At 38.1% G+C, this 15,264-nt stretch carries 20 protein-coding genes; 14 read left to right on the forward strand and 6 right to left on the reverse strand.

Going from position 1 to position 15,264, the window contains the following annotated elements; genetic code table 11:
* Positions 1-36 precede the first annotated feature (36 nt).
* A complete protein-coding gene (locus V7108_RS14110) occupies positions 37-312 on the forward strand; it encodes a YutD family protein (RefSeq protein WP_335515715.1) in 276 nt (91 codons plus the stop codon).
* Between the two features lie 30 nt (positions 313-342).
* On the opposite strand, the gene V7108_RS14115 is transcribed toward V7108_RS14110, so the two are convergent.
* The gene (locus V7108_RS14115) at positions 343-627 is read right to left on the reverse strand and encodes a cytosolic protein (RefSeq protein ID WP_335515712.1); all 285 of its coding nucleotides are present in this window, start codon (positions 625-627) and stop codon (positions 343-345) included.
* 46 nt (positions 628-673) lie between these two features.
* Positions 674-940 (reverse strand): DUF3055 domain-containing protein, encoded by a 267-nt coding sequence (locus V7108_RS14120; protein ID WP_335515709.1) that lies wholly within the window; start codon positions 938-940, stop codon positions 674-676.
* 385 nt (positions 941-1,325) lie between these two features.
* On the opposite strand from V7108_RS14120, the gene V7108_RS14125 reads away from it, so the two are divergent.
* From V7108_RS14125 to V7108_RS14135, 3 genes are all read left to right on the forward strand, one after another.
* Positions 1,326-2,612: an EAL domain-containing protein gene (locus V7108_RS14125; protein ID WP_335515705.1), complete on the forward strand. Its 1,287-nt coding sequence runs from the start codon at positions 1,326-1,328 to the stop codon at positions 2,610-2,612.
* Between the two features lie 57 nt (positions 2,613-2,669).
* Complete coding sequence (locus V7108_RS14130) at positions 2,670-3,104, forward strand: DUF86 domain-containing protein (RefSeq protein ID WP_335515702.1); 435 nt, start codon at positions 2,670-2,672, stop codon at positions 3,102-3,104.
* An 85-nt stretch (positions 3,105-3,189) separates the two neighbouring features.
* Positions 3,190-3,954 carry a TIGR01457 family HAD-type hydrolase gene (locus V7108_RS14135; protein ID WP_335515700.1) on the forward strand — a complete coding sequence of 255 codons (765 nt, stop codon included), beginning with the start codon at positions 3,190-3,192 and terminating at the stop codon, positions 3,952-3,954.
* A 37-nt stretch (positions 3,955-3,991) separates the two neighbouring features.
* On the opposite strand, the gene V7108_RS14140 is transcribed toward V7108_RS14135, so the two are convergent.
* A complete protein-coding gene (locus tag V7108_RS14140) occupies positions 3,992-4,492 on the reverse strand; it encodes a phosphatidylglycerophosphatase A family protein (protein WP_335515697.1) in 501 nt (166 codons plus the stop codon).
* A gap of 205 nt (positions 4,493-4,697) precedes the next feature.
* Here V7108_RS14140 and yutH point away from each other — a divergent pair, with 205 nt between their 5' ends.
* Positions 4,698-5,708, forward strand: coding sequence for a spore coat putative kinase YutH (yutH, locus tag V7108_RS14145; protein WP_335568563.1), 1,011 nt, complete (start codon positions 4,698-4,700; stop codon positions 5,706-5,708).
* A gap of 200 nt (positions 5,709-5,908) precedes the next feature.
* Here the strand turns inward: yutH and V7108_RS14150 are convergent, their stop codons facing one another.
* A complete protein-coding gene (locus V7108_RS14150; RefSeq protein WP_081954428.1) occupies positions 5,909-6,154 on the reverse strand; it encodes a NifU family protein in 246 nt (81 codons plus the stop codon).
* A 153-nt stretch (positions 6,155-6,307) separates the two neighbouring features.
* On the opposite strand from V7108_RS14150, the gene V7108_RS14155 reads away from it, so the two are divergent.
* Positions 6,308-6,634: a YuzD family protein gene (locus V7108_RS14155; RefSeq protein WP_335515690.1), complete on the forward strand. Its 327-nt coding sequence runs from the start codon at positions 6,308-6,310 to the stop codon at positions 6,632-6,634.
* 36 nt (positions 6,635-6,670) lie between these two features.
* Here the strand turns inward: V7108_RS14155 and V7108_RS14160 are convergent, their stop codons facing one another.
* On the reverse strand, positions 6,671-7,738 hold the full coding sequence (locus V7108_RS14160; protein WP_335515687.1) for an NAD(P)/FAD-dependent oxidoreductase: 1,068 nt from the start codon (positions 7,736-7,738) through the stop codon (positions 6,671-6,673).
* A gap of 244 nt (positions 7,739-7,982) precedes the next feature.
* Between V7108_RS14160 and V7108_RS14165 the strand changes: the two genes are divergently transcribed.
* Together V7108_RS14165 and V7108_RS14170 are read left to right on the forward strand one after the other, a co-directional pair.
* A complete protein-coding gene (locus tag V7108_RS14165) occupies positions 7,983-8,222 on the forward strand; it encodes a YuzB family protein (protein WP_335568564.1) in 240 nt (79 codons plus the stop codon).
* Between the two features lie 115 nt (positions 8,223-8,337).
* Positions 8,338-8,703, forward strand: coding sequence for a HesB/IscA family protein (locus V7108_RS14170; protein ID WP_335515680.1), 366 nt, complete (start codon positions 8,338-8,340; stop codon positions 8,701-8,703).
* A gap of 38 nt (positions 8,704-8,741) precedes the next feature.
* Here the strand turns inward: V7108_RS14170 and yumC are convergent, their stop codons facing one another.
* Positions 8,742-9,740 (reverse strand): ferredoxin--NADP reductase 2, encoded by a 999-nt coding sequence (yumC, locus tag V7108_RS14175; RefSeq protein WP_335515677.1) that lies wholly within the window; start codon positions 9,738-9,740, stop codon positions 8,742-8,744.
* 344 nt (positions 9,741-10,084) lie between these two features.
* On the opposite strand from yumC, the gene V7108_RS14180 reads away from it, so the two are divergent.
* From V7108_RS14180 to V7108_RS14205, 6 genes are all read left to right on the forward strand, one after another.
* Positions 10,085-11,302 carry an NAD(P)/FAD-dependent oxidoreductase gene (locus V7108_RS14180; protein WP_335517357.1) on the forward strand — a complete coding sequence of 406 codons (1,218 nt, stop codon included), beginning with the start codon at positions 10,085-10,087 and terminating at the stop codon, positions 11,300-11,302.
* An 82-nt stretch (positions 11,303-11,384) separates the two neighbouring features.
* Positions 11,385-11,876, forward strand: a complete 492-nt coding sequence (locus V7108_RS14185; RefSeq protein ID WP_335517355.1) for an NUDIX hydrolase — start codon at positions 11,385-11,387, stop codon at positions 11,874-11,876.
* A 156-nt stretch (positions 11,877-12,032) separates the two neighbouring features.
* Positions 12,033-12,161: a YuiA family protein gene (locus V7108_RS14190; protein ID WP_335517352.1), complete on the forward strand. Its 129-nt coding sequence runs from the start codon at positions 12,033-12,035 to the stop codon at positions 12,159-12,161.
* Positions 12,162-12,319: 158 nt separating this feature from the next.
* Positions 12,320-12,643 (forward strand): YuiB family protein, encoded by a 324-nt coding sequence (locus V7108_RS14195; protein WP_335517350.1) that lies wholly within the window; start codon positions 12,320-12,322, stop codon positions 12,641-12,643.
* A gap of 135 nt (positions 12,644-12,778) precedes the next feature.
* Positions 12,779-13,396 carry a 3D domain-containing protein gene (locus V7108_RS14200; RefSeq protein WP_335568565.1) on the forward strand — a complete coding sequence of 206 codons (618 nt, stop codon included), beginning with the start codon at positions 12,779-12,781 and terminating at the stop codon, positions 13,394-13,396.
* Between the two features lie 292 nt (positions 13,397-13,688).
* Positions 13,689-15,197, forward strand: coding sequence for a leucyl aminopeptidase (locus V7108_RS14205; protein WP_335568566.1), 1,509 nt, complete (start codon positions 13,689-13,691; stop codon positions 15,195-15,197).
* Positions 15,198-15,264: the final 67 nt, after the last annotated feature.

Raw genomic sequence — 15,264 nt, forward strand, 5'->3', positions numbered from 1 at the left:
AAAGAAAGATTTACTGGTAAAATTTGAGGTGATTACATGATCAGTATCAACGGTTCCACATATGAAATGGTGCAGGAATATAGAGAAGGTTTTAATGAGGAAGCTCTCAAGGCGAGGTACAGTGATATATTATCTAGATATGATTATATTGTCGGAGATTGGGGATATGGACAGCTTCGGCTCAAAGGCTTTTTTGAGGATCAAAATCAAAAAGCTACATTTGATACCAAAATCAGTACATTAAGTGAATATTTGTTTGAGTACTGTAACTTTGGCTGTGCCTATTTTGTTCTAAAAAAAGTAAAAAAATAAAGAAGCCCGCCAATGGCGAGCTTTTTTATTTTATTGATTATATGGAGCTTGTCCATCACTCTCAGGGTCATCATGTGTGGGATGCGCACCTTCCATTTGTCGAGGAATATTCTGATGAAATGTTTTATCCTCATAATTAAAATTACTATAATAGCGCTGCCCTTCCTGCCATGGAGTGCTTTTGTTCTCGACCGGTTCGTCTTGGCGTATAGGCGATCCATATGGACCATCTGGAAATTCCTCAGCAGTTAGGAAGTTCTTTTGTTTTTCGACATTCGATAAATCAAAATAGTTTCTTGACTCTTTCTCAACCATTTATATCACTCCTTTATAGTAGTATGTAAAAAGGAGTGGTAAAAAATTAAATGGTTTCTAATAAAAAGCTGCGTAGTTCCTCAGCATCCTCTTCATTTAATTGAAAAGCGTATTCTAGGTACCCTTCCTCTTTTAAATCATCCTCACCAATTATAGCAAAGCGATTTCCTTGCAGGTCCATTATCAGCTGCTTTCCAAAATGACGATCGGTTTTAACAATGGCCAAATCGAAACGTTGGTTATCACCAACAAAGCTAACGAATCGAGTTTTAGTGTCCTCTGTATCATCGTATAAGAAAAAACGTTCTTTCATTGTAATGTTCTCCTTTAGTTAAATTATTCAACCTCTTTATCTTACCAAATAATACGTCCCCGGGGGAGACTTGCTTTTAATGGCTATCTTCGTAACGATTGATGTTAAAATCTTAAAGCCGATTTAACGTGGAAATATTTACTTTGCCCCTTTGAATTAAGTTTGCAAGCTCTTTTCTTATTAAATTTGATTTTTCCCACTAAAACACTGCATAATCATTATTTTATATTATAAAAAGCAACAAAGGTTAAGAAAGCGCCTTATTAATAGAATATTGTTAAAAATTTACTCAATGAAAACCGGAATCTGTCATATTGTGTTACAATATACTTATTGTTGTCGTATGGTGCTTCTGAGAGGGATGGATTGCATGGGCTGTCGTTACATGAAAAAGATTAAGAATGTAATGAAATGGGGAAAGATTATTTTACCGCTTTCGTCGATTCGCTATTACCCTCCTCAATTTATTTTGCGCAGCCCTTTAGAAGAAGGAGTAACGGACGCATTTGAGTCTGGGTATGAGGTTTGTGTAATCGTGTTTAAGATAGGAAATTGTAACGGTTTGATGGAAGAGATTACAATAAAGGAACATGCCAAATTAATGAAAAATATGAAAAGGCTGTTTCAAACTGCGGTGGAAAAAGAAGTGAACCCCATGGAAGTACTGACCTTGCATGATTATTTTGGTGAAGGTATCAGTCTTTTGTTAAAAGTCGATCATGACCGACATTCTATATCGAATATTGACGTTATTATAAAGAAGATAACCAGTGATGTGGAACAAAAATTCAGCAAGCTTTATTCTTCTGTTTATCCCGTTTTTGAAGTCGGATATATGTTTATAGAAAAAAATAATTATTCGATCGAAGCGTCAATCGTAAGGGCGCACAGACAAGCGATTGCAATGGCAGAAAAGAGGCAGCAGTCAGAGATTAATGAAATGATATTAGCGATTAACAAGATTGTTACCCAAAAGGCTATCACCCTTTTAGCACAGCCCATAATAGATGTAGCAACGAACGAGATACGTGCATGGGAGCTGCTTACACGCGGTCCAAAGGGGACTGAATTGGAATCTCCTCTTCAGCTTTTTACTGTTGCGAGACAATCGGGACGTTTGTACGAATTAGAAATGATTGTGCTGGAGAAAGTGCTTCAACAAATAAAAGCTTCTCGATGCCGCCAAGATATATTTGTAAATTGTACACCATTAACACTTGGGAATATTAAATTTACCAGTGACATAAAAAAATTACTGCAGAAATATAGAGGAATATCGCCAAAACAAATCACATTTGAAGTTACGGAACGGGATTCTATCGAGGGATTGAAGAATTTTGTCTTTAATATTAATGTTTTGAAGTTAATGGGATTCAAAATTGCCGTTGATGACACGGGAGCTGGATATGCCAGCCTAAACACGATCAGTGAAATCATGCCTGATATTATTAAGATAGACCGCTCTGTTATTGAAAATATTGATAAAAACTCCGTAAAAGAGTCGATGTTAAAAGGGTTACTCTTGGTTGCTAAGGAAGCCGGTTCATTAGTGGTGGCAGAAGGAATCGAGAACCAAGAAGAAGCTTCCGTATTAACAAGAAATAAGGTTGACTTAGCGCAGGGTAATTTTTATGCTCGACCAGCGAGATTTTTCAATGAAATTGCAACATAGTAGAGGCTCTTTTCTTAGTCTGTGTTGCTGAGTAGGTAAAAAAAGGAAGTGGATCAAATGTATTTTGTAGACCGTGAAAAATTGGAGACAACATTGGTTTTTTTGGAAAAACAAATCAGTCTATTTTCTAGTCAGACTGGTTGGTCATCTCCACTGGAAAAAGCAGCTTTGGAAAGAATAGCACATATTATGATCGAGTCGATGTTGGATGTGGGGAATGCCATTATAGATGGTTTTATTATGAGAGACCCTGGAAGTTATGATGATATTATTGATATATTAATCGATGAAAAGGTGATTACAGCTGAATCTGGGGAAAAGCTAAAAGTGCTCATCCAGTATCGTAAGGTTCTTGTTCAGTTATATACGGATATCGACCATGTAGAACTTCAAACCCAATTCTCACGTTATATTGAAACGTTAGCTTTATTTCCTAAGAATGTCCGTGACTACTTGACCAATGAACTGGGACCAGTATCAGCATTCAATTAATTAATCTCTATGGGCCGCGAAATGCGGTCCTTTTTATTGGTTGAAACAAAAAAGAACGGATAAGATACATATAGGAGTGATATGGATGAAAAGGTATAATGGGTATTTAATTGATTTAGATGGAACGATGTATAAAGGAACAGAAAAAATTGAGGCGGCAGGAGATTTTGTGAAAAAATTAAGGAAAAAAAATATTCCTTATCTATTCGTAACGAATAATTCATCCCGTACGCCAGCACAAGTTGCTCAAAAGTTAAGGGAATTTGATATTCCGGCTGAAGCAGATTTAGTTTTTACTACTAGTCAAGCAACTGCTAACTATATCTATGACCAAAAGAATGACGCGTCTATCTATGTTATTGGAGAAGAGGGGCTTCGTACTGCTTTAGATGAAAAAAAGTTTACATTTAGCGGAGAACATGCGGATTATGTTGTCATCGGAATAGACCGCGAGATTAGCTATGAAAAATTAGCAGTTGCCTGTTTAGCTGTCCGCAACGGGGCAGTCTTTATTTCTACAAATGGAGATATCGCGATTCCAACGGAGAGAGGTTTACTGCCTGGGAATGGTTCACTAACCTCTGTGATCGCTGTTTCTACACAAACAAAGCCGATTTTTATTGGGAAGCCTGAATCCATTATTATGGAACAAGCATTAAAGGTTTTAGGAACCTCTAAAGAAGAAACATTAATGGTTGGTGATTACTATGATACCGATATTTTAGCGGGGATGAATACAGGGCTTGATACACTTTTAGTTCACACAGGTGTTACAACAAAGGAATTACTCACAGCCTATGACCGAAAGCCAACCTACTCAATCGATTCATTGGATCAATGGGAGCCATAAGAAAAGGATGGATTGAATTCCATCCTTTTTTCACCCTTTATTCAACATGAGCTGCACGGTGGGCTAATCTGCTAGAAGCAGCAGCCGCTATTGCTCCGACAATATCGTCTAAAAAGGTATGACATTCACCGGTTGATTTATCATTTAATCGGGCTAGAATACCAGGCTTTTGTTTATCGATGTAGCCGTAATTGGTAAAACCAATGGATCCATACACATTAACGATGGACAATGCTAAAATTTCGTCAACTCCATAAAGACTTTCATCCGTTTTAATAATGGATTGAATAGGTTCTTCCAGCATCCCCTTCTCTGCGAGCATATCAAGCTGAATTCCCGTAATAATGGCATTTTGGACCTCTCGTTTTGATATAACACGCTCAACATTGGCAATACAGTCTTCCATTTTTAAGTTTTCATGGTATTTTTCCTGTAAGAAAAAGACTAAATCCGCAATATCCTGAATTTCAACGCCTCTTTCTTTTATCCATCTTCTTGCTGTTTCTTCTGTTAAATCCATTTTTTTATCTTCTGCCATTCATTTTTCACCTTTTCCTTGAAAATTTTACTATTCTTAATTCATACCATATGCACGTCTCTTTGAAAAGGAACAATGAATCAATACCCCCCTAACAGATTTCTCCTAATACGTTTTTCTTATACTTATTCCTAAAACAGTCAACAAGTTTTTTTAACTACTACATATATATGACATAGGAGAAGAAAAGAGAAGAGGTGAAAGGGTGCTGCAAAAATTACTTGAAAATAATTATGGCATACAGGTCGATGAATACCTTAAATTAGATTCTTACGACGCGCTAAGAAGCAATGGATGGTTCTATTTAATTGCCAAACCGGAAGGAAGGAGTGCTGAAGATATTATTGAATTAGAGAATATTGCCGATCACCTGCGGAAGAGTGGAGATAAACATGTTCCAGCTTTTCTACAAGATAAGGAAGGGAGCTATATTACAGCTTGGGAGGACCAACAGTATTGTGTCCTGGCAAATCGGCAAAGTGAGAAACATGTAAAAGTGAAATTGGGAAGAAAGTTGGCCAAATTTCATGAACGGGGAAAAAAAGTGCCCTTTAAAATTGAAAGATCAAGCAGGATAGGGCAATGGAAGCAATTATGGGAAAAGCGCCTTGATCAAATTGAAAAGGTATGGAGTGACCTTATGTTTCAAACGCCAGAAGATGAATTTGAAAAGATGTTTATTGACTCATTTCCTTATTATATCGGATTAACAGAAAATGCTATTCAATATCTTGTAGATACCGAGTTGGATGATGAGCCAAAAGAAACAGATAGTGGAACGGTCTGCCATGAACGATTTTCAAAAGATTCGTGGGGAGCAAATTATTATATAAAGGACCCCTTAGACTGGGTTTTCGATCATCGTAGCCGTGATCTCGCAGAATGGACGCGAGAACGGTATTTTCAAAATACACAGACATACGAACTGGATGTGAGACAGTTTTTCAGTGACTACCAAACCGTTTCTCCATTAACCTCATTTTCATGGCGGTTATTATTTTCACGGTTACTCTTTCCATTACATTACTTCGAATGTATTGAAAATTACTATATAACGCGTTCGGAGCAGGACAAAAGACTTTTAGAAGAACAGTTAATGAGAATATTAAAACAATCAACTGAGTATGAGCGCTTTTTAGCTTACTTTTACCATACAGTAGGAGCGCCTATAAAACCATTAAAACTTCCTCAACTCGACTGGTTAGTGTTACGGTAATAGGAAAAGCGGAAGCGCCCTGGTCAGCGGCGTATGGCCTGGAGCGCTCCAACTGAGATAAAGGAAACACGAAGAGCCGGAGGCGATTCGATGTTGACTTATCGTAGGGTGGAGAGCGAAGGTCACTAGCCGCTAGGGCGCTGGAGCTGGACAATGAAAAAGCGATTGCTTCGATAAGCAATCGCTTTTTCATATATAATTTAAAATACTTGTTCTACTTCAACTACGCCAGGAACCTCTTCTAAAAGAGCTCTTTCGATCCCCGCTTTAAGGGTAATTGTTGAGCTCGGGCAGCTACCGCATGCACCTAGTAAACGAAGTTTAACGATACCATCCTCAACATCAACTAATTCACAATCCCCGCCATCGCGAAGAAGAAATGGACGTAATTTATCTAATACTTCCTGAACCTGCTCAAACATTTCTTGCACTTCTTGTTCTGCCATATTATATCGTCTCCTTTCCTACCTTATATTATAATGTCATTGAAGGGAAAAATCCATTATCATGAAATGGGAATTCGCACATTTACAACCATATTCTTATGGTTTACTAGTTTAAATGAGGTAAAATAAAAGAAAAAGGCAGGATTGATGGGAATGAATACTACTACAGTTGAAATTATCCTCTATGGTGCAGAACAACTTTGTCCAAGCTGCGTGAACTTACCATCCTCAAAAGAAACATATGAATGGCTGGAGGCAGCGATTTCAAGAAAATTTCCTGAGCAGCCCTTTAAAATGACGTACGTTGATATCTTTCAACCGCCGAATGACAGTGAAAAAGAAACTTTCTCCAAAAGGGTGATTGAGGAAGATTTGTTTTATCCTGTTGTTGTCATTAAAAATAAGATTGTTGGGGAAGGGAACCCAAGGTTAAAAACAATATTTGCGGAGTTGGAAAAATACGGGTATAAAGCAATTTAAAAAGAAGCATTCCAGGCTGATACTGGAATGCTTCTTTTATCCGTTGTGGTACTTGTAAAGCCAAAGAACTCCGGACTTTAGTAAACGAGCAACACGGCCAGTAATTGCTCTATCTGCCATTACCCCAAAGCCATGTTTCTTACCTAGAGAACCAAGGACTCCTTTTAATTTAATGGTTGGGAAATCTGTTGGCGGTTCTTCTCCGTTCCAACGCTTTTTCAAGACTTCAGCAATTTGCTCTGCCTGTCCTTCCGCTAATTGAGCACTTGGAGCATGGGGAAGGCTTGCACAATCTCCCAATATAAAAACATGCTCATCATTTGGTAAATGGTGGCGAGGCGTAATAATCAGCCTGCCTGAGCGATCCATTTCTTCCCCTAATTCGCGAACAACCTTATTCGCCTGGATGCCAGCGGTCCAAACAATAACATCGCAGTCCAGTGGCTGATCATGATTGTAAAGCCGGTTTTCTTCAACTTTTGTGATATTTGAGTTATTAATAATTTCTACGTTATGTCTTTGAAACCAATTTTCAACATATTTACTTAATCTGTCGGGAAAGGCAGGAAGAATATGTTTTCCACGATCAAATAATTTGATTTTTAAATCTCCACGGCTTTCGCTAAGTTCACTTGCAAGTTCAACGCCGCTAAGCCCCGCACCCACGATACCAACGACAGAACCTGGCCCTAAATTGTTAAGTACAGAATAGGTCCTGCGGGACTTTTCGATGCTCTGAATGCTGTATGTGTATTGATCTGCACCTGGAACACCGTGATACTTGTCCTCACAACCTAAACCAATAATTAAGTCATCATAGGAAAGAGGATCGGTATCTTTTAAAATTACCTTTTTCTCGTATTTGTCAATTCCTATTACTTCCCCATATTTAATCGTTAATTGCGGATGCTCTGGAAAAGAAACACGTAATTCCTTATCGGAAACAGTACCTGCCGCCAATGCATAATATTCGGTTTTTAAACAATGGTATGGAACACGATCAACAAGCGTAATTATTACATCCTCTGGTAAGTGGTTAGGAAGAAGTTCACTTAAAATCTTCATTCCACCGTATCCGCCACCGAGAACTACAAGGTTTTTCATTTGTAATATCCCCTTTGTGTTTGAACCAGTAGTCACAACACTATTTTGAATAGAATATGGACCTAGCAAGCTAGGCAGTAAAAAAAATAATAGTTATATAGTATTTAATCCACTTTGAGTATAGCTGAATTGTGACAAAATAACAACAAATATGACGGTGTTATTGACAGCTATACCTGTGTCGTGATATTTGACGTAGCTATAAAAAGATAGTAGGATAATAAGCTATGGAGAGGTGATAACCATGATACAGCCCATTATTGAATTTTGCATGAGTAATTTAGCCAGCGGTGCTCAAAAAGCACTGGAGAAGTTAGAAAAAGACCCAAACCTAGATATTATTGAATATGGATGTCTTGGTTATTGCGGAAAATGTGCTTCTACTCTTTATGCACTTGTAAATGGGGAAGTCGTAACGGGTAATACACCAGATGAGCTGGTCGATAACATTTACAAATATTTAGATGAGAATCCTTGTGTTTAATACAAAGGGGCGGATTCCGTCTCTTTATTTATATTCTTTAGACTTAATTAGTTGAGTGATGAACACACAGTGTATATACTATAAGAGAGACCTCAATAAAAGGAGGAAAATATACATGAGTAACGAAGTTGTAATTTTAACGGAAGCTGCAGCTCTTCATATAAAAGAAATGATGAAGCATAATGAAGAAGAAGGTGCCCTATTACGCGTGAGTGTTAAAGGCGGCGGCTGCAGTGGATTATCATATGGTATGGGATTTGATCATGAAGTGAAGGAAAATGATCTTCAATCCGAACAGCATGGAATTCAAATTCTCATTGATAACGAGGATGCCCCTATTTTAAAGGGTACGAAAATTGATTTTAAACAATCGTTGATGGGCGGCGGATTTACCATTGAGAATCCAAACGCCATTGCATCGTGTGGTTGTGGTTCATCGTTTAGAACAGCTACGGCAACAGGAACACCTGAAGAATGCTAAAATAAAGCAAAAGGCGCCTGCTTAAGGCGCCTTCTGCTTTATTTACCGAACATAGAAGAACTATGAAGCGGCTGGATCTTAGCCTTTGGATCAATATATGCCTTAGCGTTGTTGACAGCAGTAGGTGCTTCTCCAAATCCACAGGCAATTAATTTCACTTTGCCTTCATAGGTACAAATGTCCCCAGCGGCATAAATTCCCGGTACAGCCGTTTCCATTTTGGAGTTAACGACAATCGAATTCTTCTCGATTTGTAAGCCCCATTCTTTAATTGGACCGAGTGAGGAAACAAACCCGTAGTTACAAATAACGGCGTCAACATCAATGGCTTCTCTTCCGTCCCCGTTAACCCCCGTTAGGACCACTTGTTTAATACCGCTGTCATCACCAATTAATTCAGCAGGTACAAAAGGGGTTTTCACATTTACCTTTGAGTTATGCAGGTTTTCAACACTATGTTCATGGGCTCTGAATTTATCTCGACGGTGAACAATCGTTACCTCTTTCGCGATAGGCTCTAACATTAATGCCCAGTCTACAGCTGAATCGCCGCCGCCAAAAACGACAACCTTCTGCCCAGCAAACTTGTTTAGATCATCAATAAAGTAATGAAGGTTTTTACGTTCATATTGTGCAGCGCTTTCAAGTTCCAGCCGGCGTGGTTGGAATGCTCCATTACCTGCAGTAATAATAACCGTTTTTGAATAATGAATTTCTGAATTCGTTGTTAATTTGAAAGTGCCGTCTTCCTGCTTTTCTAATTTCTCGACTGACTGTTCCAAAGCGATAGCTGGGTCAAACTTTGCCATTTGTTCCTTTAGATTATTAATCAACTCTTGTGCGCGGACTTTTGGAAATCCAGCGACATCATAAATATATTTTTCCGGGTAAAGAGCCGATAATTGACCGCCTAATTGTGGTAAGCTTTCAATTATTTTTACTGAAGCTTGTCTCATTCCACCATAAAAAGCAGTAAATAGACCGGTAGGACCGCCCCCGATAATGGTTATGTCATAAATTTTTTGTGTCTCTTGCACCCTGTATCCCCCCAACTTATGTAGTAACAGATTCCTTTCCTTATAATAGCACAAATAAATAATGTCCTACAAACTATTGGGGGAGAGGCAGAGTGGTCATTGCAGGAAAAGTGAAGGCTGTATAAAAAATAATCAAATAAACTACTTGAAAATGTGAAGAGTTTAGCATAATATGTATTGAGGATAGATGTTAATTTTTTGTGACAAAAAGAGGAAACTTTTGTGTCGCTTTACGTGAATTATATCACATACTTTTTTTCCTCTTATCAAATAAAAATGGTAATAGCAGAGGAAGCTAAGAACAAGTATTTATATTTAAAATAAAAAAGGTGGAAGTGATCACTTTGAGAAAGCCAAAAATAGTTATTGTCGGTGCGGGATATGGCGGGCTTATGACAACAGTTCGCTTACAAAAGCTTGTGGGAGTAAATGAAGCTGATATTATTTTAATTAATAAACATGATTATCATTATGAAACAACTTGGCTGCATGAAGCATCTGCAGGTACACTGCATCATGACCGGGTTCGTTATGACATTCGTGATGTGATCGACAGAAGTAAAGTTGATTTCGTTCAGGATACAGTAGTGGAAATAAAGAAGGATGAGAAAAAGGTAATTCTAGAAAAAGGCGAAGTTGAGTATGATTACCTAGTTATTGCTCTTGGCGGTGAACCAGAAACTTTCGGAATTAAAGGTTTAAAAGAGTATGCTTTTGGGATTACAAATGTTAACTCTTCACGTCAATTACGAGAGCATATTGAATATCAATTTGCTACGTACAATATGGAAGAAGAGAAAAACGATAATCGTTTATCAATCGTTGTCGGCGGTGCTGGATTTACGGGAATTGAGTTCTTAGGTGAATTAACAAATCGTATTCCAGAGCTATGCCATGAATATGATGTTGATTTCCATAAAGTGAAATTAACATGTGTGGAGGCAGCACCAACTGTTTTACCTGGTTTTGATCCGGAACTTGTAAACTATGCTGTATCTCAATTAGAACGTAAAGGGGTAGAATTCTTAATTGGTAATGCCATTAAGGAATGTACACCTGAAGGAGTTATTGTTGCTAAGGGTGAAGAGGAACCAAGGATGATTCCTGCAGAAACGGTTGTTTGGGCAGCAGGAGTACGAGGTAATTCAATTATCGAAAAATCAGGTTTTGAAGCAATGAGAGGCCGTGTGAAAGTACAGCCTGACCTTCGCGTACCAGGATTTGATGATGTCTTTATTATTGGTGACAGCTCACTCGTCATCAATGAAGAAATAAATCGTCCGTATCCGCCGACTGCACAAATTGCTATGCAGCAGGGGGAAGTTGTTGCTCGTAACATAGCTGCATTAATCCGCAACAAATTGGATCTTGAAACGTTTACGTTTGATAATAAAGGAACTGTTTGTTCTCTTGGACATGACGATGCAATCGGTGTTGTGTTTGGTAAAAAAGTAACAGGTGCTAAAGCATCCTTTATGAAGAAAGTTGTCGACAATCGTTCGCTATTTATGATTGGCGGAGCTGGACTTGTATTGAAAAAGGGTAAGTTTAACGTTTTTTAAATATGAAATTTTGCAAAAGGGCAGAGATATCTGTCCTTTTTTTGTTATTATATTAATAAATATTTTGGAGAGGGGGGTTCTTATGAGCAGTAAAGTGAAACGAGGCAAAGTTTGGTTAGCAGTAAGTGGGTTAGTCAAATCATCTGAGGGACATTGGCTCGTGGTTAAAAAGCGGTATGGCGGACTAAAAGGGAAATGGTCTCTTCCAGCTGGTTTTGTTGAAGAGGGAGAAACAGCGGATGAAGCAGTGGTTCGGGAAGTAAAGGAGGAAACTGGGCTGGACTGTACCGTTAAGGGTTTAATTGGACTTAGAACGGGGGTCATTTCAGAGGAAATTAGTGATAATTTGCTTGTTTTTCTGTTAGAACCACTGAAAGAAGCTGGTATTAAACATCAGGAAAACGAGCTATATGAGGCAAGGTTCATGGCGCCGGAGGAACTCCTTCAAGAAAAGGATGCTTCCATTATGCTTCACTACCTTATTAATTTACAGGAAACGGTTACGATACCAAGTTATGATGGTCTAAATCCTGGAGATCATTTTAAGTACAGCGCCTATAAATTATTTTTTTAATTATTAGAAAATTTAAGCGACACCTAGAAAATGGAAGAAAGTTTAAGGTGTATCCGTTTTCCTTTCTAATTTCGGTTAATTTTCGTCCTTTTCATTTTGTCAGTTTTTTGATATATTATCAGAAAATTTAAATAATAATTTAAGGAGATGATTTGGATGAATACGACTAGCTTTGACAATAAAACATGCGATTATTGTTTAGGCACGGGATATTTTCAATTGCTGCTTGGAGGTTCTGAAACATGTACCTGCTGTGAGGGATCAGGGGAAAAGCAGGAATCCTAAAAATGAAAGATGCTGATATTTGCTAGAAATGCTTCCTACTAGAAAATTTGGGAAGCTGCTTTTTTTGCCATTTTTTAAACTGCAAACCGTTGTGTATGGATTGACTCCTTTTTGGACATTCAGTAAACTAATAAATGATGTGTAAAGGGGGTTTTTCCATGCAAATGAGCATAGTTGTTTTAATTATATCGATCTTGTTATTCTTTGTGTTATTTTTTGGAATTGGTTTTATTCTTAATATGCTTTTAAGAATGTCTTGGATTATGGCAATTATATATCCGATTATTGCTATATTTATTATTGATAAAGTAAAGTTTATCGAATACATTACAAATAGTAAAGCGGCGTTTCAAGAGCTTGGTCAAAAGTTAAGTTTATTAGCTGCTGCTGATATTCTCATACTGCTAAGCGGTCTCGCTGGAGCGATTGCAGCGGGTATTACAATCAAAATGTTACGAAAAAATGGATACCAAATGTTTTAAAAATCTTAACCGTGTAGGTCTGCTCAGGCTTAACCGGTTAAGATTTTTTTGTGTCTGACAAATAACTTTATACTCCTTTTTGAATAATTCCTATTTAGTTGGGAATGAATATTTTGGGAGGAGTGAAAAATATTAATGAATAGAACGAAAAATTGGATAAAACGTTTAACAATGACTTGCCTATTTTTGCTTGCCCTTTCTGTGACTGTTCAATCTATAACCGGTATTGATTTTACATCATTCATTAAAAAAATATTTCAGCTTGAGTCACATGCTGCTGCAAGCCAGTTAGCCTCAGAGACCCCTCCACCGTTAGAGGAGGCCTTTGACTGGTCGAAATATCCAAAAACAACGGTGATTGCGACAGGTTATACAGCAGGTTATGAATCCACAGGTAAAAATGAAAGCCATCCCGAATATGGTATTACCTATTCAGGGGTAAAAGTGAAACGGGACTTATATTCTACAGTCGCAGCAGACTTATCGGTGTTTCCTATTGGAACGATTCTGTTTATTCCCGAATATGGCTACGGGGTAGTTGCTGACAAGGGCGGGGCTATTAAAGGAAATAAAGTGGATCTTTATTATGAAACAGTAGAGGATGTTTATACCAACTGGGGCAAAAGAGAAGTCGATGTGTATATCATTGAGCAGGGTAATGGGAAGCTGACGGAGGCCCAATTACAAGCATTAAACGAAAACAAATCCATGCAGGTATTCCGTCAACAATATATTTCGTCAGAGAGAAAATAGTGCAGGCTTTGTGCCTGCTATTTTTATTGTGTTGTTTTCGGGAAGATTATTGTTAAAATCTTAAAGCCGATTTTAACGTGGAAATAGTTATTTGGCTGTTTAGAATTTAGTTTACTAGCTCTTTTCTTATTAAATTTATTCATTTTTACCATTTGGCGCAATCATTAATTTTGTTCCAAAATCAACAAAGTTTAGAAAGAGCTTTATTGTTGACAGTAAATACTTAGATAGTCGAAATATATTTATTTTTCCGCTATACTAAATAGGTAATATATACGGGGGTGGATAGACTATGTTTGATGTTAAGAACAAAGTTGACTTTTCAACAGCGCATGAAGGCGTAATTATTGGGCTGTTTGATAAGCATGAGAAGTTTGGCGGATCCTTAGCAAAGCTGGATGAAATCTTTGAAGGACAGCTAACGGAGCTTGTCAAAGCAGGTGATATTTCCGCTAAATTTAAAAATATTAGTAAAGTACATAGTTTTGGTAAGATAGGTGCAAAAAGAATTTGGTTTGTCGGACTTGGAAAGGAAAAAGACTTTAGCTTCGAAAAGTTAAGTGAGGCTTTAGGAAAGGTTTTTAAAGCTGTAAAAGCCAGCAAGCTTCGAGAAACGGCCATTCTTTTAGATACCTTTATTACAGAGTCAGTAAATGAACTAGAAGCGGCACATGCAGTCAGTGAATCATTTTCATTAGCTGTCTATCAATTCCAAGGGTACAAGCAAAAATCAAATGAACCAGAGAAAAAGGTAGAAAATATTACTGTATATAGTGAAAACATGGATAGAGAGGATATTCAGGCCGCTTTAACAGTTGGGCTTGCTTTTGGAAATGGGACGAACTCTGCACGTACACTTGTAAATATTCCAGGCAATCTTCTGACAGCGAAGGATATGGCAGATTATGCACTTAAGCTTGCTGCTAAATATGACTTTGAAGTGGAAATCCTTGATAAAGAAGAGATTGAGAAGCTGGGAATGGGCGCTTTCCTTGCTGTTAACCAAGGATCCACGGAGCCGCCAAAGATGATTGTTCTAAAATATCAGGGAAAAGAAGAGTGGCAAGACGTTATTGGATTAGTTGGAAAAGGAATTACCTTTGACACAGGCGGTTATTCCATCAAAACGAAAGCAGGAATTGTAGGGATGAAAACCGACATGGGCGGAGCCGCCGCTGTCCTGGGGGCAATGGAAATCATCGGTGAGATAAAACCCGAACAAAACGTGGTTGCGGTTATTCCTTCAACCGATAATATGATTTCTGGAAATGCTTTTAAACCGGATGATGTAATTACTTCAATGAGCGGCAAGACGATTGAAGTCTTAAACACAGACGCAGAAGGCAGACTGGTTCTAGCGGATGCTGTAACCTATGCTAAGCACCATGGTGCAGAATATTTAGTGGATGTGGCAACCTTAACAGGAGGGGTTATTACAGCGCTCGGATTACATACTACAGGTGCCATGACAAATCATGAAACATTATACGAACAAGTTCTTGAAGCTTCTATGGAGGCTGGAGAGCCGATCTGGCAGCTGCCTTTATTTGAGAAAGATAAAGAACGAGTTAGAAATAGTAAAGTGGCAGATTTAAATAATTCTCCTGGCAGTGAAGGACATGCCATTGTTGCCGGAGCCTTTATAGGTGAATTTGCTGAAGGCACCCCTTGGGTCCACCTAGATATTGCAGGAACTTCTACCACCTCTAAGGAACATGATCTTGGTCCTGCAGGGGCAACAGGTGTTATGACAAGGACACTCGCTTTATTCGTAGAACGTTTTGAACCAATTGGAAAATAAAGCTCAAAAAAATCCCTGCTTGATTTTAGTGGGTTTTTCCAGGGATGCCCAACCCATCTCCTCTCTT

This window comes from Neobacillus vireti (assembly GCF_036962345.1).
Classification (GTDB): domain Bacteria; phylum Bacillota; class Bacilli; order Bacillales; family Cytobacillaceae; genus Neobacillus; species Neobacillus vireti_A.